The sequence below is a fragment of the uncultured Dysosmobacter sp. genome (assembly GCF_947631165.1).
GTDB lineage: Bacteria > Bacillota > Clostridia > Oscillospirales > Oscillospiraceae > Oscillibacter.
The window spans coordinates 17,146-34,963 of record NZ_CANRKH010000011.1; the positions used below are offsets into that span (position 1 = coordinate 17,146).

Annotated in this window: 17 protein-coding genes; 12 read left to right on the forward strand and 5 right to left on the reverse strand. The window is 61.7% G+C overall.

Annotation, left to right across the window (positions count from 1 at the left end; genetic code table 11):
- Positions 1-5: 5 nt before the first annotated feature.
- The 6 genes from murG to Q0Z69_RS07110 all read left to right on the forward strand — a co-directional run bounded on the left by murG (position 6) and on the right by Q0Z69_RS07110 (position 7,513).
- The gene (murG, locus tag Q0Z69_RS07085; protein ID WP_298031352.1) at positions 6-1,142 is read left to right on the forward strand and encodes an undecaprenyldiphospho-muramoylpentapeptide beta-N-acetylglucosaminyltransferase; all 1,137 of its coding nucleotides are present in this window, start codon (positions 6-8) and stop codon (positions 1,140-1,142) included.
- Positions 1,143-1,205: 63 nt separating this feature from the next.
- Positions 1,206-2,477, forward strand: a complete 1,272-nt coding sequence (gene murA, locus Q0Z69_RS07090) for a UDP-N-acetylglucosamine 1-carboxyvinyltransferase (RefSeq protein ID WP_298031355.1) — start codon at positions 1,206-1,208, stop codon at positions 2,475-2,477.
- Positions 2,478-2,493: 16 nt separating this feature from the next.
- Entirely contained in the window at positions 2,494-3,276 is a 783-nt protein-coding gene (locus Q0Z69_RS07095) for a cell division protein FtsQ/DivIB (RefSeq protein WP_298031358.1), read from the forward strand.
- 404 nt (positions 3,277-3,680) lie between these two features.
- Positions 3,681-4,787, forward strand: coding sequence for a cell division protein FtsZ (ftsZ, locus tag Q0Z69_RS07100; RefSeq protein ID WP_298031361.1), 1,107 nt, complete (start codon positions 3,681-3,683; stop codon positions 4,785-4,787).
- 193 nt (positions 4,788-4,980) lie between these two features.
- Complete coding sequence (gene spoIVB, locus Q0Z69_RS07105; RefSeq protein ID WP_298031364.1) at positions 4,981-5,994, forward strand: SpoIVB peptidase; 1,014 nt, start codon at positions 4,981-4,983, stop codon at positions 5,992-5,994.
- 223 nt (positions 5,995-6,217) lie between these two features.
- On the forward strand, positions 6,218-7,513 hold the full coding sequence (locus tag Q0Z69_RS07110) for a cation:proton antiporter (RefSeq protein ID WP_298031367.1): 1,296 nt from the start codon (positions 6,218-6,220) through the stop codon (positions 7,511-7,513).
- Positions 7,514-7,555: 42 nt separating this feature from the next.
- Here Q0Z69_RS07110 and Q0Z69_RS07115 read toward each other — a convergent pair whose 3' ends face one another.
- On the reverse strand, positions 7,556-8,116 hold the full coding sequence (locus Q0Z69_RS07115; protein WP_298031370.1) for an NUDIX hydrolase: 561 nt from the start codon (positions 8,114-8,116) through the stop codon (positions 7,556-7,558).
- A 322-nt stretch (positions 8,117-8,438) separates the two neighbouring features.
- Between Q0Z69_RS07115 and spo0A the strand changes: the two genes are divergently transcribed.
- Positions 8,439-9,200, forward strand: a complete 762-nt coding sequence (spo0A, locus tag Q0Z69_RS07120) for a sporulation transcription factor Spo0A (RefSeq protein ID WP_298031373.1) — start codon at positions 8,439-8,441, stop codon at positions 9,198-9,200.
- Between the two features lie 39 nt (positions 9,201-9,239).
- Here spo0A and Q0Z69_RS07125 read toward each other — a convergent pair whose 3' ends face one another.
- The 3 genes from Q0Z69_RS07125 to Q0Z69_RS07135 are packed head-to-tail and all read right to left on the reverse strand — an operon-like array spanning position 9,240 to position 12,375.
- A complete protein-coding gene (locus Q0Z69_RS07125) occupies positions 9,240-10,637 on the reverse strand; it encodes a DUF2812 domain-containing protein (protein WP_298031376.1) in 1,398 nt (465 codons plus the stop codon).
- Positions 10,634-12,055 carry a DUF2812 domain-containing protein gene (locus Q0Z69_RS07130; protein WP_298031378.1) on the reverse strand — a complete coding sequence of 474 codons (1,422 nt, stop codon included), beginning with the start codon at positions 12,053-12,055 and terminating at the stop codon, positions 10,634-10,636. Before Q0Z69_RS07130 ends, Q0Z69_RS07125 begins: the two co-directional genes overlap by 4 nt.
- A complete protein-coding gene (locus tag Q0Z69_RS07135; RefSeq protein ID WP_298031381.1) occupies positions 12,052-12,375 on the reverse strand; it encodes a PadR family transcriptional regulator in 324 nt (107 codons plus the stop codon). The genes Q0Z69_RS07130 and Q0Z69_RS07135 overlap by 4 nt, the downstream gene beginning before the upstream one ends.
- A 201-nt stretch (positions 12,376-12,576) precedes the next feature.
- Here Q0Z69_RS07135 and Q0Z69_RS07140 point away from each other — a divergent pair, with 201 nt between their 5' ends.
- The 5 genes from Q0Z69_RS07140 to Q0Z69_RS07160 all read left to right on the forward strand — a co-directional run bounded on the left by Q0Z69_RS07140 (position 12,577) and on the right by Q0Z69_RS07160 (position 15,861).
- Positions 12,577-12,834, forward strand: a complete 258-nt coding sequence (locus Q0Z69_RS07140) for a TIGR03905 family TSCPD domain-containing protein (protein ID WP_298031384.1) — start codon at positions 12,577-12,579, stop codon at positions 12,832-12,834.
- Complete coding sequence (locus Q0Z69_RS07145; RefSeq protein ID WP_298031386.1) at positions 12,831-13,964, forward strand: glycosyltransferase; 1,134 nt, start codon at positions 12,831-12,833, stop codon at positions 13,962-13,964. The genes Q0Z69_RS07140 and Q0Z69_RS07145 overlap by 4 nt, the downstream gene beginning before the upstream one ends.
- Positions 13,965-14,073: 109 nt before the next feature.
- Positions 14,074-14,514 carry a cell wall hydrolase gene (locus tag Q0Z69_RS07150; protein WP_298031389.1) on the forward strand — a complete coding sequence of 147 codons (441 nt, stop codon included), beginning with the start codon at positions 14,074-14,076 and terminating at the stop codon, positions 14,512-14,514.
- Between the two features lie 8 nt (positions 14,515-14,522).
- Positions 14,523-15,128 carry a hypothetical protein gene (locus Q0Z69_RS07155; RefSeq protein ID WP_298031391.1) on the forward strand — a complete coding sequence of 202 codons (606 nt, stop codon included), beginning with the start codon at positions 14,523-14,525 and terminating at the stop codon, positions 15,126-15,128.
- A gap of 220 nt (positions 15,129-15,348) precedes the next feature.
- Complete coding sequence (locus Q0Z69_RS07160; RefSeq protein WP_298031393.1) at positions 15,349-15,861, forward strand: nitroreductase family protein; 513 nt, start codon at positions 15,349-15,351, stop codon at positions 15,859-15,861.
- A gap of 471 nt (positions 15,862-16,332) precedes the next feature.
- On the opposite strand, the gene Q0Z69_RS07165 is transcribed toward Q0Z69_RS07160, so the two are convergent.
- Positions 16,333-17,718: a D-alanyl-D-alanine carboxypeptidase family protein gene (locus Q0Z69_RS07165; protein ID WP_298031395.1), complete on the reverse strand. Its 1,386-nt coding sequence runs from the start codon at positions 17,716-17,718 to the stop codon at positions 16,333-16,335.
- Between the last annotated feature and the right edge of the window lie 100 nt (positions 17,719-17,818).

Genomic DNA, 17,818 nt, shown 5'->3' on the forward strand with positions numbered 1-17,818 from the left:
GAGAAATGGAGAAAAAGCTGAAGCGGGTCATCTTTACCTGCGGCGGGACGGCGGGGCATGTGAATCCCGCCATCGCCCTGGCGCAGCTGATGCGGGAAAAGGACCCGGAGACGGAATTCCTGTTTGTTGGCGCGGAGCGGGGCCTGGAAAAGGATCTGATCCCCAAGGCGGGCTACGCGTTCCGCACGGTCCACATCTCCAGCTTTCACCGCTCCCTCAAGCCTCGGGAGATCAAGCACAACGCGATCTCCGTCTGCAACCTGATCCGGGCGCCCCGAGAGGCCCGGGGCATCCTGCGGGAGTTCCGGCCCGATGTGGTCATCGGCACCGGCGGCTACGCCAGCTATCCCATGGTGAAGGCCGCCGCCAAGGCGGGGATCCCCACGGCGGTCCATGAGTCCAACATGGTGCCAGGGCTGACCACGGAGATGCTGGAACCATTCGCGGACCGCGTTCTGGTGGGCTTTGAGGCCTGCCGCCAGCACTACCGCCATCCGGAAAAGGTGATCGTCACCGGCACGCCGGTGCGGGGAGACTTTTTCGCCCTGACGAAAGCGGAGGCCAGGCGGAAGCTGGGCCTGGACGACGGACGGCCGCTGGTGGTCTCCTTCTGGGGATCCCTGGGGGCTTCCGGTATGAACCGGCAGATGGCGGATATGCTGGCGCTGGAGGCGGCCAGGGAGCCGTTCCATCACATCCATGCTGCCGGAAAGAGCGGTTATCCCCTGGTACGGGAGCTGCTGCGGGAAAAGAACGTGGAGCTGGCCAGCTGCCCGGCCCTGGACCTGCGGGAGTATATCTATGACATGGCGGTGGTCATGCGGGCGGCGGACCTGGTGATCTGCCGGGCGGGAGCCTCCACCATCAGCGAGCTGACGGCCCTGGGCGTGCCTGCCCTGATGGTGCCGTCCCCCTATGTGACCAACAACCACCAGGAGAAGAACGCCCGCATCCTGGAGCAGGCCGGCGGCGCGATGGTGCTGCTGGAGAAGGATTCCACCGGGCAGGCCCTGTTCCAGGCCGCCTGCGGCATCCTGCGGGACGGCGCCCGCCGGGCGGAGATGGAAAAGGCCATGGCCGCGCTGGGCATCCGGGACGCCACGGAGCGCATTTATCAGACTGTGCTGGAGATCTGCGGGTAACCAAGGACCCCTTTTGCCCATAGGATGGTTTGGATACCATTTTGGGCACGGAGGGGAACGGATATGAGCCAGCTTTTGGTAAAGGGCGGGAACCGCCTCACGGGAGAGGTGACTGTCCAGGGAGCGAAAAACAGCGTACTGCCGATCCTGGCGGCCACGCTGCTGGCGGGCGGACAGGTGGAACTGCGAAACTGTCCCCGCCTGCGGGACGTGGAGGCGTCCATCCACATTCTGGAGGCGCTGGGCTGCGCCGCCCGGTGGACGGACAGCGGCCTGCTGGTGGATACTGGCGGCTTGAACGGCTGCGTGATCTCTGATATACTGATGAGAGAGATGCGCTCCTCCGCCATCTTCCTCGGGGCGATCCTGGCCCGGTGCGGACAGGCGGAGCTGAGCTATCCCGGCGGCTGTGAGCTTGGCCCCAGGCCCATCGACCTGCATCTGGCGGGTCTGCGGGAGCTGGGGGCGGAGATCGACGACACTGGCGGCCTGCTGCGCTGCGAGGCCCCCCGGCTGCGGGGACGGGAGATCGTGCTGAGCCTGCCCTCTGTGGGAGCCACAGAGAATTTGATGCTGGCGGCCTGCGGGGCCGAGGGCGTTACGATCCTCTCCAACGCTGCCCGGGAGCCGGAGATCGTGGATCTGCAGGAGTTCCTGAATGCCTGTGGGGCGGAGGTGTCCGGCGCGGGGACCGACAGCGTGGCCATCGTGGGCGGGCGCAGGCTCCATGGGTGCACCTTCACCATCATGCCGGACCGCATCGTGGCGGCTACTTACCTGTGCGCTGCGGCGTCGGCGGGGGGAGAGATCTTTCTGCGGAACGCCGGGGAGCGGCACCTTGCCACCGTCACCGCCGCCCTGCGGGAGGCGGGCTGCGCTGTTACGGCGGACAGCGGCGGCATCGCCTGCGCCTGCCGCCGACGGCTGAAGGCGGTCCGCCCCGTGCGGACGGCGCCCTATCCCGGATTTCCCACCGACGCCCAGGCGGTGCTGATGGCGGCGCTGCTGCGGAGCCGGGGCGCCACGGTGTTCGAGGAGAACATGTTCTCCAGCCGCTACCGCCATGTGGGGGAGCTGACCCGCATGGGCGCGGAGATCCGGGTGTCCGGCCGGGTGGCGGTGGTCACCGGGGTCGAGACACTGTATGGCGCGCCGGTCTGCTGCACCGATCTGCGGGGCGGCGCGGCCCTGTGCGTGGCGGCTCTGGCGGCGGAGGGGGAGACCCGGGTGTCCCAGACCGCCCACATCGACCGGGGCTACGAGGACATCGCAAGAGATCTGACGGCCCTGGGCGCGGAGATCCGGCGAATAGAGACTACGCCCATAGAGACATAGAAGGAGAGCGCGACTGATGGCCAGACGAAGACATTCCAAACGGCGGCGCAGAGGAAGCTTCAGCTTCCTCTATAAGCTGCTGTCTACGCTGGTGATCTGCGGGGCCATCATCTTGGCGCTGACCCTGTTTTTCCGGGTCGATACCATCCTGGTGACGGGCCAGGAACGCTACACCGCCGAGGAGGTGGCGGCGGCCACCGGCGTGGAGATCGGCGACAACCTGTATCTTTTGAACAAAAACCGGGTCGCCAACAACATTCTGGCGGCGCTGCCCTATATCGAGCATATCCATCCCTACCGCCGCCTGCCGGACACCCTGGTGATCGAGGTGACGGAGTGCGGGACCCCGCTGGCGGTGGTGCAGGACGGCAGCGCGTGGCTCATCAGCCCCAGCGGCGACCCCGGCGGCAAGATCGTGGAGCAGAAGGATGATGCCGCGGCGGCGGATTACGGCGTGATCGACGGCTGCCAGCTGCTGGCTCCCACCGTGGGTACGCCCCTGGCCCTGGCCACGGAGTACGCCGGCCAGCAGACCAGCCTGCTGGCCCTGATGAAAGCCCTCTATGAGGCGGACATGATCGACGATGTGGACGCCATCCATCTGGCGGACTTGTCCATGCTGACGCTGGATTACGCCGGACGATTCACTGTGCAGCTGCCCTACGGCGCGGACTACGCCCAAAAGCTGAAGACGCTGCGGCTGATCCTGGAGGGGGAGGCTATTCAGGACAATATGACCGGCACTTTCGACATGCGAAAGGACAGCGGCCGCATCCCCTTCAAGCAAAACGTGCGCTGATACGCATCACTTATAAAACAATTTTATTGTTTTATTGGGGCCGCGTAAGCGGCCCCGGCGGCAAAGCCGCTTGTGAGGAACGTCCATACTTTTCCTGCGCGCCGTAGGCGCGGCGGCGCAATGCGCCGCAATCAAAAACTTTTTAAAGTTTTTTGTCAGGAAACAGTATGAATTGGAAGAGCGGCGGCACCGCTCTTCCAATTTTTGTATGGGGCGGCGGAGGGGCGGCGAAAAATTTGACGGACGTGCATATTTTTTAGAAATTTTCCCCGAAAAGCCAAAGGGACACTTGACCGGAGCGGGAAAGTGTCATACAATAAACTAAATATTAAAGAATACAGGATATTGGGTACATCGGCGGGAAATTTCCCCCGCTTCTACAAATGATAGCAGGAGGCACCACTATGGCATTTGGATTGGAGACCGGTCCCGATACCGTTGTCAACATTAAGGTCATCGGCGTTGGCGGCGGCGGCAACAACGTGGTCAACCGCATGGTCCGCTCCGGGACCAAGGGCGTGGAATTTGTGGCGGTCAATACCGACAAGCAGGCGCTGAACGTGTCCAGCGCCACGTATAAGATCCAGATCGGCGAGAAGCTGACCCACGGTCAGGGCGCCGGATCTGATCCGGAGGTGGGCCGCAAGTCCGCCGAGGAGAGCCGCCAGCAGATCGCCAAGGCGCTGGAGGACACCGATATGGTGTTCATCACCGCCGGTATGGGCGGCGGCACCGGCACTGGCGGCGCGCCCATCGTGGCGGAGATCGCCAAGGAAATGGATATCCTGACGGTGGCCGTGGTCACCAAACCCTTTGGCTTTGAGGGCCGCCGCCGGATGCAGCAGGCCGAGGCCGGTATTGCGGAGCTTCAGGGAAAGGTGGACTCTTTGGTCATCATTCCCAATGAGCGGCTGAAGCACGCCACCGACCAGAAGATCACCTTTGCCAACGCTTTTGAGATCGCCGACGATGTGCTGCGCCAGGCGGTGCAGTCCATTTCCGACCTGATCCGGGACACCGGCTTCATCAATCTGGACTTTGCCGATGTGACCGCCATCATGAAGAACGCGGGCATGGCCCACATGGGCGTGGGCCGGGCCGCCGGCAAGGGCAAGGCCGAGGAGGCCGCCAAGATGGCCATTTCCAGCCCCCTGCTGGAGACCTCTATCGAGGGCGCCAAGGGCGTGCTGATCAACGTCACCGGTTCTATGGACATCGGCCTGGAGGAAGTGGAGCAGGCTGCCAGCCTGGTGCAGGCCGCCGTCCATCCCGACGCGCTCACCATCTTCGGCGCCACCTTCGACGAGACGCTGGATGACGAGATCCGCGTGACTGTTATCGCCACCGGCTTTGACAAAGCGCCCGGTGAGCTGCCCAAGGCCGCGGAGACCGCCGCGGCTGCTGAAGCTCCCAAGCTGAAGCCCCTGGATGAGACAGATCTGCCCAAGCCCGGCGACGATGATGACGACGTGTTCAGTGATATTTTGAAAATTTTCAACAAGCGCGAATAAATATCCAAGTTTTGGCGAGACCCGCAGACATTTGCCTGCGGGTCTCTTTTTATCCCGCCTGCTGTGGGACAGGCAGATGGTACCATGGGCGCGCTGCCGCTTTTTGCTTGGCGTGTTTTCGCGCCGCCGGCAGATGATAACGGTGCCGGCGGCCGGTGCGCCGCCGGTCGATGTGAGAAAGGGGTGATTTTGATTGTATGAAGGGATATCTTATGCGAAGCGGCTGCTGCGGATCGGGGCGGCTGCTGTTTTGGCGCTCTTCCTCTGTTCTTCCACGCTGGCAATGGCCGTTGATGTGACGGAGGAAAGGCCCCGGATGCTGATCCCCGTGGGCCACACCGTGGGCATCAAGCTGTTTGCCCGGGGCGTGGTGGTGGTAAAGCTGCCTGACGGCGGCACGCCCGCCAGGGCCTGCGGCCTGCGGACCGGGGACATCATCATGTCCTGCGGCGGCGCCGCCGTCACCTCCACAGAGCAGTTCCAGTCCCTTTTGCAGAAAAACGGCGCTCGCTCCACAGACCTGCAGGTCCGGCGGGACGGGGACAGCATGACCCTGTCTGTGGCGCCCTCGCAGAATGAGCAGGGCGTCTACTGCATCGGCGCCTGGATCCGGGACAGCATGGCGGGCATCGGCACCATGACCTATGTGGACCCGGCCACCGGGGCCTTTGGCGCACTGGGCCACGGCATCACCGATGTAGACACCGCCCAGCTGATGCCCTTTTCTAACGGCTCCATCCTGCCCTCTACCGTGAAGGCGGTGAAGAAGGGCACTGTGGGAGCTGCGGGCGAGCTGCGGGGAGATTTTGATCTGACCCAGGATCTGGGGACGCTGTACGCCAACACCAGCAGCGGCGTGTTCGGAACGCTGACGGAGCTGGAGACCTCCAGCCTGCCGGCGGCCGTGCCGGTGGGGGCTGCCAGGACAGGACCGGCTTTGATCCGCTGCAATATCCAGGGAGACACGGTGCGGGAATATGAGATCGAGATCCTGAAAGTGGTCTCCAACGCCGCCGACGGGCGGGACATGGTGCTCTCCGTCACGGACCCGGCGCTGTTGGCTGCCACCGGAGGCATCGTCCAGGGCATGTCCGGCTCACCCATTCTGCAGGATGGCAAGCTGATAGGCGCGGTGACCCATGTGCTGCTGAATGATCCCGCCAGGGGATATGGCATTGCCATCGAAACGATGCTGAACGCTGCGTAACGGTAGGGAAAGGGCGGCTTCCGCCCTTTCCCTTTCATACGTAATCGTTAGCGAATATCATAAAAAAATTTTCGGAAAATATTTCAATAATTTACAAAAATTTTAAAAAAATACACAATATTATCATTGTAAAAATTCTGTAAAAAACGCAAACGATTGCCTTGATTTTTAAAAAAGTCTGCTGTATACTGGGGAAACCAAATTCGAGATAGGAAGATGCCTTATGTCTACATTGCTGTCTGTTTCCATTGCCGTTCTGGCAGGACTTTTGATGACCCGTGTGGTCCACCCGCTGAAGCTGCCCGACGTTACCGCTTATCTGGTGGCAGGGGTCCTGATCGGCCCTTACTGCCTGGGGGCGATGCATATCGACGGTTTGGGCTTTGTATCCGCCGAGGCGGTGGAGCAGATGTCGCTGGTCTCGGAAGTGGCCCTGGGTTTCATCGCTTTTTCCATCGGCAATGAATTCCGGCTCCGCGATCTGAAGTCCACTGGGCGGCAGGCCACCATCATCGGCGTGTTCCAGGCCCTCACCGCCACGCTGCTGGTGGATCTGGCGCTGCTGGCTGTCCATCTGCTGATCCCAGAGAAGCTGACTGTTGCCCAGGCGATCACCTTGGGGGCCATCGCCACGGCTACCGCCCCTGCCGCCACGCTGATGGTGGTGCGGCAGTACAAGGCAGACGGCCCGCTGACCCGCCTTCTGCTGCCCATCGTGGCCCTGGATGACGCCGTGGGACTGGTGGCCTTCGCGGTGTCCTTCGGCATTGCCAAAACACTGGTCAGCGGCGTGGTGGATCTGGTGTCCATCCTGGTGAATCCCCTGGTGGAGATCGTGGGTTCCCTGCTGCTGGGGGCGGTGATGGGCTGGCTGCTGACGCTGCTGGAGCGGTTGTTCCACTCCAACACCAACCGGCTGAACATGACCATTGCCTTTGTGTTCCTCACCGCTTCCATGGCTATGCTGGAATTCCGGATCGGCCCCGTCACTGTGGGCTTTTCCTCTCTGCTGGTGTGCATGATGCTGGGCACGGTGTTCTGCAATCTCTGCCCCCTGTCCCAGGACCTGATGGGGGCGGCAGATAAGTGGACCTCCCCGCTGTTTGCCTTGTTTTTTGTCATCAGCGGCGCGGAACTGGAGCTGGGCGTGTTTGCCGATGCCGCCATCGTCTGCATCGGCGTGGTATACATTTTGTCCCGTTCCCTGGGGAAATATATCGGCGCTTATGTCAGCGCCAAAAAGACCCGCTGCGCACCTCAGATCTGCAAATATTTGGGTGTCACGCTGCTGCCTCAGGCGGGTGTCGCCCTTGGCATGTGTGCCACCGCCATGCAGCTGGGCCAGCAGGGAAGCCTGATCCGCAACATCACCTTGTTTTCGGTGCTGATCTATGAGCTGGCAGGTCCGTTGCTGACCCGGCAGGCCCTCACCGCCGCCGGCGATATCAAACCCATGAGCGAGGAGGTCCGCAACCGCCGCCAAACCAAGCTGGAATCCGCAAAAAAACAGCGGACATAAAGAGATTTCCCGGATACGCGCTGCGTATCCGGGAAATTCTTTTCACAATTTCTGTAATTTTGCGTTGAGCTTTTGATAGATCCGCGCCTGCATCCATGGCTCCGAGGAGGCCGACACCGCGTCATCCAGTGAAAACCAGGCGACCCGGCTGTTTTCATCCGGTTTGCAGTGAAGAGGGGCCGCCGGGTCGGCCTCCAGCAGAAAGGTGACGTTGAGGTGCAGGTGGGAGGGAATGTAGACGCCCCGCTTCTCGTGGCCGTGGACGGCCAGGATCTCCACGGAGTAGATGTCCGCCGTCACCGGCGTGACGGCAGTAAGACCGCTTTCCTCCCGGACCTCCCGCTGAGCGACTGCCAGCAGGTCCCGGTCTCCGTCGGCGTGTCCGCCCAGCCAGGCCCAGGAGCTGTACAGATTGTGGTAGGCCAGCAGCACCTGGCTCCGGTCAGGGGTGACGACCCAGGCGGACGCTGTCAAATGGGCTGCGGGATTCTCCCGGCCATACAGCTCCTCGCCAGACCGCAGGCGGCGCAGCAGCTCGGCCCGGTCCCGCGTCTCCTGCTCGTTCCAGGGCTGGAACGCCTCCAGAGCGGCGATGATATCCATAGATCCGGCCTTCCTTCCGCAGATGTGGTGGGGCGGCAATGTACGCCGTCTGGCAACAGAATACCACACTTTGCCGGAAAAAGGAAGCGCCAAAACCGGCGAAACGGGGAAATCAGAGAAGTCCCAAGAAACGTGTCGAATGATTTATGGAATAATTTTACATATGCGGCTTGAAAAATCTGTAAGTTTATGCTAGTTTATAGAAAACGGGGTTTAAAGACGGGGGCGGAACGCAGGACAGGAAGGAACGGCCCGTTTTTACCGCCGTTTTGTATGATCGCGTTCACAGATCGCAAATTCTGGGAAAAGGACAAGGGGTAGTATGGACAACAGAAGAACGGTATTGCTGGCAGACGCCAATGAGGGCTTTCGCGGGATACTGCGGGAAGCCATTGAAAAGCTGGAGGGATTCACAGTGGTAGGCACCGCGGGAGACGGGAAAGAGGCTCTGCGAATGCTGAGTCAGCATCATCCCGACCTGGTGGTGATGGATGTGATGCTGCCGGAGCTGGACGGCCTGAGCATCCTGCGGCAGATGCAGGGGGACAAGCGCCCGAAGGTGATCCTGGTCTCCGCCCTTTGCACCGATCAGGTGGTGGGAGAAGCCATGAGCCTTGGGGCCAACTTTTTCCTGCCCAAGCCCTGCGCCTTGGACGCACTGCTGGATCGGGTTCAGAGCGTGTTCCAGAAGCCCGTCACGCCGGAGCAGCGGGCCGCCATGCTGAAAAACATGGTCACCAACATCATCCATGAGGTGGGCGTGCCTGCCCATATCAAAGGCTACCAGTATCTGCGGGAGGCCATCATCATCGCCGTGGGGGACATGGAGGTCATCAACGCCGTCACCAAGGTGCTGTATCCCGCGGTGGCCAAGCGCTTTTCCACCACGCCCAGCCGGGTGGAGCGGGCCATTCGCCACGCCATTGAGGTGGCTTGGGACCGGGGCGACCTGGAGACCCTGCAAAAGTATTTCGGCTACACGGTGAGCAACGCCAAGGGCAAGCCCACGAACAGCGAGTTCATCGCCATGATCGCCGACCGCATCTCTCTGGAGCTGAAAAACGGCAAGGGGCTGACGATATAAATCGAAATAAAAACAGGCGGGGAATTCCCCGCCTGTTTTTTATGCGTTTTTTAGCCTTTCCGCCGTAATAGCCATCTGTTCCGCCGTGACGGACCAGTCATGCGCAAATTCGATCTCCACCAGCCGGTCTTCATAGCACAGGAGATACTGGTTCCGCGGCTTGCCGCCGGTGGTGAGGCGGTAGGCCCCCAGGGCATTCCAGGGGGTGGGGTCCACCGGCTCATAGAGGTCCAGGAACTCCGGGATGTCCGGGTCGTTGAACCGCTCCGCATGGCGCAGCATGGCCTGTTCCGTAAACTCATACAGGGACGGACGCTTCACCTGGACCACCGTGTACTCCAGATCCGGCTGGTCCCAGTCGCCCACCCTGGCCCGCTGGCGGTACTCCGTTTTCGCCAGCAGGAAGGTGGACTGGCCGTCCGCCTCTGTGGACCAGCCGTCATAGTCCGTGTCCGTCAGGTCCTCAAGGCGGAGGGGGATCTGGTCGTGATAGACCTCCCAGGTCATGCCGTGGTACTGGTAGGTCTCCGCCGCGACCTTGCCGGAAAGGCTGCCGGACGAGTGGAAGATCCAGGCGAGGAGTCCCGCCATCAATCCAATGGTGAGGGCCAGGATCATACCCAGGGACACCAGCCGGTTGACCCAGGACTTGAAGTTCAGGCGCCGCATGGCGTTGGTGGCCACGGCGGTGAGGCCGCCCATCAGGGAGATGGCCGCGATCATGATCAGGAACAGCCCCCGCATCTGCCGGGAGCCGCTGAACAGCAGCATCGCCAGGACTTGGATGCCCACCAGGCCCCAGGTCACGATGTTCAAGGTCCGGCTGCTTCGGAAGGACGGCAGGGAGCCGCCGGCCTCCACGGCCCGCCTGGCCCGCCGGAGCCAAAGCCCATAGATGACGGCATATCCGACCGTGATGAGGAGCAGCGGCAGCAGGGACGTCAGGTTCATCAGGTAGACGGGATTGGACAAAACGTCTACCGCGTCGTCCCGGAGCCGCTGCAGGTTGGTACCACCCAAGAGCAGCGCCTCCACCAGCACCAGCATGACCAGAGGCCGCAGGGACCGGCCTGCGCTGCGGCGGATGGTGTCCAGCTCCACCGCCGGGTCTGTCTCGATGGGCACGGCGTTTTCATCTGCGGTGTAAAAGATCTGGGCCTGGCCGCTGTCCGCCGCGAAGGTCCAGCCCGCCGCCGCGCAGTAGTCCCGAAAGGTCTCCGCGTCCTGACTGTTCGCAGGGGTAAATTGGGACGCCTGGGGGAGATAGGCCACGGAGAAGCGGAGCTTCTGGGGCTCGATCCGCCGGTAGCGCCAGCCGCCGGGACCGACGCTCTCCAGCAGCCAGCCTTCCGAGGCCCGTTTTTCCAGGTGGGCTTCAATGCGGCCCCGTTCGTACAGAGTGTAGGTGATGAGATATTCCCGTTTTGTGTTTTTCATGGGAGCAGACCTCCTGTTTTCGGATCGGTTTGGTGGAGGCGGTCGTGGATGAGCGTTTTCTGCGCCGCCGTGAGCGGCTCTGTCAGGTGGAGACGGCTGATGCGGTCCGGATATTGCAGCAGGTAGACCGGCAAGGGATCCTCTTCGTCATGGAGCTGCCAGGCCGCCTCCGCCTGCCAGCCGGCGGCGGAGATGCTCTCCCAGCGGAGGCCCGGATCGGCGGAATGGACGCCATAGTTGTACCGGTCAAAATAGAGCTTCTGGATCAGATCGTCGTCCTCGCCGGGGGTATTCAGGCAGTGGTCCAGCGCCATGGCCACTACCCGGGGATAGGGCGAGATGGTGAGGGTATAGCTGAGATCATTGCCGGAGTCCTGGCTGGGGAACCAATAGATGTGGTGGGACAGCAGAACGGACTGGCCTCCGTGGTTCCAGCAGCCGTTGAAGGCGCGGCCCGGGGCCAGATCCTCCGGGGACAGGGGCGCGGTCCAGGCCGGGGCATTTGGATCGTCGAACTGGCGGGCCAGCCATCCGTCGGACCGGGTCAGCCAGGAAAGTCCGAGGATAAAGGGAACGACCAGGGCCACGTCCACCAGCACGGTGAGCCAGACGGTGCGGAGGACGGCGCTGCCTCGGTCCCGCAGACGCTCCCGGGTGTGGTGGATGATGAGGCTGAGCAGGTTGAGGCCTGCCACGTACAGCAGGAGATGAATGCCCTGTTCCGGGGAATCGGAGAGAAAGGCGGCAGAGAGCAGGAGCGCCAGAACGACCGCAAGCAGAAGCGTGCCGCCTGTCCGGTCCAGGACCCGCAGGGGCGCGGTGGAGGCGCAGCCGCCGCCCTGAGCAATGGAGCGGCGGGACAGCCGGCGCCAGATGTAGTAACCGGCGAAGCGGCAGACCGTGAACAGCAGCAGGAGCGCTGTGGCGGCCAGGAACGCCAGCATACTGTTGCTGGATAAGCCCAGCGGGGGATCGCACACCAGCCGGTACAGCGGCTTCCACAGCACAAACAGGACCGCGCCCAGCAGGATCAGGTCGGATGGGAAGGCGGTCTTCCACATGGAGCGGTGGATGGCGTCCAGCCGGACGGCCTCGTCGGTCTCCAGGGGGACGGGGTCCGCCGACTCAGAGCAGAAGACCTGCATCTGGAGCCAGTCCGTCACCTTGGCCCATCCCGCGGCGGCGCACAGCTCCTCCAGGCTCTCCTGGCTTTCACTGGGGCGGGGGTCGAACATGGAGACATCCAGATAGGTGACGGCGTAGGTGATCCGGGCAGGCTCCGCCCGACGGAACCGCCACAAAAAGGCCCCGGCCTTTTCCAGCCGCCAGCCCCTGGCGGCCTGTTTGGAAAGCCAGCGCTCCGCCGCCTGATAGTCGTACAGCCCGTAAGGCGGGCGCATGTATTTCGTGTTTTTCACAGCAAGCCCTCCCGGCCCGTCAGGGCCTCGTAGTCCGCCGCCAGCAGCCGCAGGCGGCGGTATTCCTCGTCCAGCGCCGTCTGCCCGGCCCCGGTGATGAGATAGCTCCGCTTCCGGCCCTCCACCTTGGTCTCCCGGATCATCCCGGTGGACTGGAACTGTTCCAGCAGATTATAGAGCGTTCCCGGCCCCACCGTCACCCGGCCCTGGGTCAGGGCGGTGACCTGGGCCATGATGTCCGCGCCGCACTGCTCCTGCCGCAGGCACAGCAGGATGTAGAACATTTGCTCCGTCAGGGTCTGAAATTTTTCCCGGGCCATATGCTTCACTCCAAATATCGAATATCGTTATTTACTGCCCTCAGTATATTATCGAATATCGTTATTGTCAAGCGAAACTTTTTCTGACCTGCTGAAACCGGCCTGATACAGAAGGGCGGCCTTGCCTTTTTCGAGGGGATGTGATATGCTGGATGCGGTCATAACAAAGAGACATTACGGATATGGAGAGGAGAACCGATCATGACATATACATTCCGCCCCCGGGGCGTTTGCTCCCAGGCTATGCGGGTCGAGGTGGACGACCAGGGCACCATTCAGGAGCTGGAAGTGCTGGGGGGATGCAGCGGCAACCTGCAGGGCATCTCCGCCCTGGTGAAGGGCATGGACGCCCGGGAGGCCATTCAGCGGCTCAAGGGCATCCGCTGCGGCTTCAAGGACACCTCCTGTCCCGACCAGTTTGCCCGAAATCTGGAGAAAGCGCTGGAACAGAACAGATGAAGATCGTATTGGTCATCGACCAGTTTGACGACGCCAACAATGGCACCACTATCAGCGCCCGCCGGTTCGCCGCCGCGCTGAAGGAGTATGGCAACGAGGTGCGGGTCATCGCCATCGGCAAGCCGGCGGATTACAAATACGCCGTGCGGCAGATGCGGTTTTTCCCAGTGATGGAGCATCTCATCACCAGCCAGGGGATGCGGCTGGCCATCCCCAACAGGCATGTGTTTGAAAAGGCGGCGGCCTGGGCGGATGTGGTCCATTTCATGATGCCCTCCCCCTTGGCCATCATGGGACTGCGGCATGTGGAAAAGCTGGGCATCCCCCACACGGCGGCCTTCCACTGCCAGCCGGAGAACATCACCTTTACCCTCCACATGGGCAACAGCAAGCGGGTCAACGATTTTGTGTATGACCGTTTCCGGGATACCTTCTTCAACCGCTTTACCCATATCCACTGCCCCAGCAACATGATTGCGGACCAGCTTCGCCAGCATGGCTACACCGCCCAGCTCCATGTCATCTCCAACGGCATCAGCCCCCAGTACTTCTATGGCAAGCGCCCCAAGGAGGACTGGATGCGGGACCGCTTCAACGTGCTGATGGTGGGCCGCTACGCTGGGGAGAAGCGGCAGGACGAGCTGATCGAGGCCTGCGCCAAGTGCCGCCACGCCCAGGAGATCCAAGTGATCTTGGCGGGCAAGGGGCCGCTGGAGAAGAAGTACCGCCGCCTGGCGGAGAAGCTGCCTAATCCCATTGTCATGCAGTTCTACGAGCCGAAGCGGCTCCTGGACATCCTGCACATGGCGGACCTGTACGTCCACACCTCTGACGCGGAGATCGAGGCCATGAGCTGCATGGAGGCCTTCGCCTGCGGATTGGTGCCCGTCATCGCCGACTCTCCCCGGTCCGCTACGCCCCAGTTTGCTCTGGATGAGCGGAGCCTGTTCCCCGCCGGGGATACAGACGCCCTGGCGGAGCGCATCGACTGGTGGATCGAGCATCCCCAGGAGCGGCAGGAGATGGAGCTGCGGTACGCCGAGCACGCCAAGCAGTATGCTCTGGATCGCTCCATCCAGCAGACGGAGGAGATGTTCCGCACCGCCATCGCTGAGCAGAAGCACAAATGAATATCTGCTGAGACAAAAAACGAGACCGCTGCACAGGCGGTCTCGTTTTCGCATACAATGAGTTGAATCCACCTGCCGGCGGCCCCGGCAGTAAGGAGGGAACGATCCAATGGCTTATTCCGACCGCGAGCTGCTGGCCCGGCTGATCCAGTGCGAGGCGGGCGGCGAGGGGGAGACCGGCATGAAGGCGGTGGCGGGTGTGGTGATGAACCGAGTCCACGCCACGGGCGGAGAATACGCCCGGATTGGCCAGGGCAGTATCCGCAAGATCATTTTCCAGCCCTACCAGTTTGTCTGCGCCAGCGAGACAGAGGGCGGCGCCTACAACCCCCAGAACATCTACAACATGCGGCCTGAGCAGATCCACTACGACATCGCCGACTGGGCCATCGCAGGCAACCGCATCCCGGATGTGGCGGAATCCCTGTGGTTCTACAATCCCTTTGGCCCTCAGTGCCGGTCCCGCTTCCCGTCGGATGTGGGATACTGGCAGACCCGCATCGGCGACCACTGCTTTTATAATCCAACAAACGCGTATTACAAGACTTGAGAGGTGCTATGATGGTACAGTATTCGAATACTTACACGCCCGCGCGGACCCTCAACGGCCGCCCCCTGACTCAGATGGACTGGGCGGCGGAGATCACCGCAGACCAGGACGGCCAGCCCCGCGCCGCCTCCGACACAGGTATGGGCGGCATGACCAGCACGCCCGGCGGTCTGTCCGCCGGTGCGGCAGGGCAGTCCACAGACATGATGAGGCAGTCCGGCGGCATGGCCCAGTCCGGCGGCATGACGGCCCCCAACGGCCGTCTGTTCCAAAACGGCGGAGAGCTGGACATGAAGACCGGCCTGCCGGATGAGGTGATCCAGGCCCCCACCACCGTGGATGAGGCTTACCGGGGTTCCTTAAAGGCCATGCTGGCCCGAAACGTGGGCAACTATGTGGTAGCCACCTTCCTGGTGGGAACTCAGGGGACCGTGGCCTGGGAGGGCATCCTGTATGACGTGGGCAACGACTTTGTGACCATTTACCAGGAGGCGAGGGAGCGGTATATCGTCATCGATATCTATTCTCTCAAATATATTGAGTTTTATGATACCCGCCGCCGGGAGCTGTGCGAGTCCATGATGCGGCAAAACGGCTGGCAGAACAATTTTTGATATCTTTGAAAAAGACGGCCGCCTGAAAGGGCGGCCGTCTTACTTGGCGGGGAATCGGGCATTGCGGAAAGGGGCGGACTGTGATATAGTCAACATAGTTGAAAAGGAGCAGGTCCCTTTTCAATTGACGGGCCAATGGCCCGCCGGCGCGCAAGGCGCGCTGCCCTTTGCCTGCTGAGGGTAAGATCCGGATATTACAAATGATAAAGGAGATCGTGTTATGGATTTTGCAAAGCTGTCCGCGGAGCGGTATTCCCTCCGCAAATTCAGTGACCGGCCTGTGGAGGAGGAGAAGCTGGCCTTGGTCCTGGAGGCGGGCCGCAGCGCCCCTACCGCCCACAACAACCAGCCCCAGCGCATCTTCGTGCTGCGTTCGCCGGAGGCCATGGAGAAGGCCGACGGCTGCACCAGCATGCACTTTCATCCGCCGGTGATGCTGGTGGCGGCCTATGACCCCGCCGCGGCCTGGGTCCGGGAGCACGACGGCAAAAACCACGGCGAGATCGACGCCGCCATCGCCGTGACCCAGATGATGCTCCAGGCGGCGGACCTGGGCCTGGGCACCACCTACATCGGTGTGTTTGAGCCGGAGAAGCTGCTGGCGGCCTTCCCGGAGATGGCGGGCCTGACGCCCATTGCCATGCTGCCCCTGGGCTACCCGGCGGAGGATGCCCATCCCTCCCGGCGCCACACGGTCCGCAAGCCCATGGAGGAGCTGGTAAAGGTCCTGTAATACTGTTTCTTTGAAAAAAACTTTAAAAAGTTTTTTATCACGGCGCAATGCGCCGCAGCGCCTACGGCACACAAGAAAAGTATTGACAACATTCTTGGGCGGCTACGCCGCCAGACCGCTTACAGCGGCCTCGATAAAGCGATTAAATCGTTTTATCGAGAATTAGTATAAAAGAGAAATGCAGGCAGCTCGCGGGACGTTTTCGTGCCATGCCCGCCGTCCTTTCGCGGAGATGCACCTCGCACCTGTCCCATGAAAAACAGAGGGAGACCGCCCACAGGCGGTCTCCCGTTATTTTTAGGGAACCTCTGATTAAATCGGGATGTGCGGATTGGCAGGCAGTTTTTTTGCCTGCCAAGAAAGAAAAGTGCAGGAATCCTGACGGATTTCAAACTTTTCTGACGCAGTTCAGGCGGAAAAATGTTGCCGAGACGTGCGTCACGATTTAATCAGAGGTTCCCTAGATATCCTTTACCGTCTCCGGCGGCCCCGATAATTGCTCCGGCTGCTGCGGCCCACGCTGCGGCCGTAGCGGTAGCGCCGGCGGCTGAACAGCAGCTTCCAGACCAGGAAGGCCAGGAGCAGTACTGCCAGTACCACCAGGGCGACCCGGACGCTGGTCTTGGCGAAGAACAGCTTCACATCCCGCCAGAAGGTCAGCAGCTTGCTGGCTTCCACATCGTTGGCGGCCAGCAGGTCCACGGTGGCGTAGACCGTGTCGTTATAGCTCAGCTCCAGGGTCCCCAGCTTCTGGCCCGCCGTGACAGGAGCTTCCACCGTCTCCTGGTCCAGCGTGACCTTTTGGCTCAGATTCTCCGGCGAGAGGACCCGGGGCATCAGCACTTCCTTTTCCCCGGCGGTCTCCGCCAGTACATGGTCGATCTTGGAGAGGGACACCGGCACCTCCTGCACGGCCACGCCCTTCTCTATCACAGTCTGGTAGGAAAAGCTGTCGAAGGCCCAGTTGAAGAGCAGATTGGTGTCGTAAAAGCTGTATGTCCGGATCTCGTTGTTCTCCAGCGTGACCCGGTCGCCGCCCAGCACCACGCTGATGAAGCTGAGGCTGCCCCGGGTCGCGGAGGATACCAGGCAGTGGCCCGCCTCACTGGTGGAGCCGGTCTTGATGCCGTGGGCGTCGCTGTTGAGATAGCCCCGGGAATACCAGGAGCCGATGAGGTAGTTGGTGGTGTGGAGCGTCCGGGCCTCACTGAGATTGGTGGCGGGGATGGTGGCGGTAGCGGTGTCGCACAAGCTCATAAAGACGTCGTGTTTCATGGCCTCCCGGACGATGAGGTACAGGTCCCAGGCGGAGGTGTAGTGCTGGCTGTCGTGCAGGCCGGTGGTATTGACGAAGTGGGTGTTGACGCAGCCCAGCAGGGCGGCCTTCTCGTTCATGGCGTCCACAAAGGCGGCCACGGAGCCGGAGACCGCCTCCGCCAGCACATCGCAGGCCTCATTGGCGGAGACCACCAGCATACAGGTGAGATACTGGGCCGCCGTCATGGTCTCGCCTTCCTTGATGTTGGCGGTGCTGCCGTCGCTGGACAGGCCGGTGTGCAGGGCGGTGTAGGAGGCGGTCAGGGGCTCGTCCAGGGACAGCCTGCCCTCATCCACCGCCTCCAGCACCAGCAGGGCGGTCATGATTTTAGTGAGGCTGGCGGGGTACAGCTCCTGATGCTCATTTTTGGCGTAGACCGGCAGACCGGTGTTGGCGTCCACCAGCAGCGCCGCTTTGCAGGAGATCTCCGGGTCCTGAGGCAGCTCCGGCGGATCGTCCGCCAGGGCGCAGGGGGCGGCAAACAGGCTCATGACCAGAGCGGCCAGTAAAAAAACCGATAAAAAGCGTTTTGTTTTCATGTTCTTCTCCCGCAATCTATGCTATAATGGTAAAACAATGGAGTGTGTCCATGTCAAAATGCGTGGTGTTTCGACAATTATCTATTAGTATATCAAAAAA

Coding starts and splice junctions, on each gene's coding strand:
- murG (WP_298031352.1), top strand. CDS start 6: ATGGAGAAAAAGCTGAAGCGGGTCATCTTTACCTGCGGCGGGACGGCG.
- Q0Z69_RS07110 (WP_298031367.1), top strand. CDS start 6,218: ATGTCTACATTGCTGTCTGTTTCCATTGCCGTTCTGGCAGGACTTTTG.
- murA (WP_298031355.1), top strand. CDS start 1,206: ATGAGCCAGCTTTTGGTAAAGGGCGGGAACCGCCTCACGGGAGAGGTG.
- Q0Z69_RS07165 (WP_298031395.1), bottom strand. CDS start 17,718: ATGAAAACAAAACGCTTTTTATCGGTTTTTTTACTGGCCGCTCTGGTC.
- Q0Z69_RS07155 (WP_298031391.1), top strand. CDS start 14,523: ATGATGGTACAGTATTCGAATACTTACACGCCCGCGCGGACCCTCAAC.
- Q0Z69_RS07160 (WP_298031393.1), top strand. CDS start 15,349: ATGGATTTTGCAAAGCTGTCCGCGGAGCGGTATTCCCTCCGCAAATTC.
- spo0A (WP_298031373.1), top strand. CDS start 8,439: ATGGACAACAGAAGAACGGTATTGCTGGCAGACGCCAATGAGGGCTTT.
- Q0Z69_RS07115 (WP_298031370.1), bottom strand. CDS start 8,116: ATGGATATCATCGCCGCTCTGGAGGCGTTCCAGCCCTGGAACGAGCAG.
- Q0Z69_RS07145 (WP_298031386.1), top strand. CDS start 12,831: ATGAAGATCGTATTGGTCATCGACCAGTTTGACGACGCCAACAATGGC.
- Q0Z69_RS07150 (WP_298031389.1), top strand. CDS start 14,074: ATGGCTTATTCCGACCGCGAGCTGCTGGCCCGGCTGATCCAGTGCGAG.
- Q0Z69_RS07125 (WP_298031376.1), bottom strand. CDS start 10,637: ATGAAAAACACAAAACGGGAATATCTCATCACCTACACTCTGTACGAA.
- Q0Z69_RS07135 (WP_298031381.1), bottom strand. CDS start 12,375: ATGGCCCGGGAAAAATTTCAGACCCTGACGGAGCAAATGTTCTACATC.
- Q0Z69_RS07095 (WP_298031358.1), top strand. CDS start 2,494: ATGGCCAGACGAAGACATTCCAAACGGCGGCGCAGAGGAAGCTTCAGC.
- Q0Z69_RS07140 (WP_298031384.1), top strand. CDS start 12,577: ATGACATATACATTCCGCCCCCGGGGCGTTTGCTCCCAGGCTATGCGG.
- ftsZ (WP_298031361.1), top strand. CDS start 3,681: ATGGCATTTGGATTGGAGACCGGTCCCGATACCGTTGTCAACATTAAG.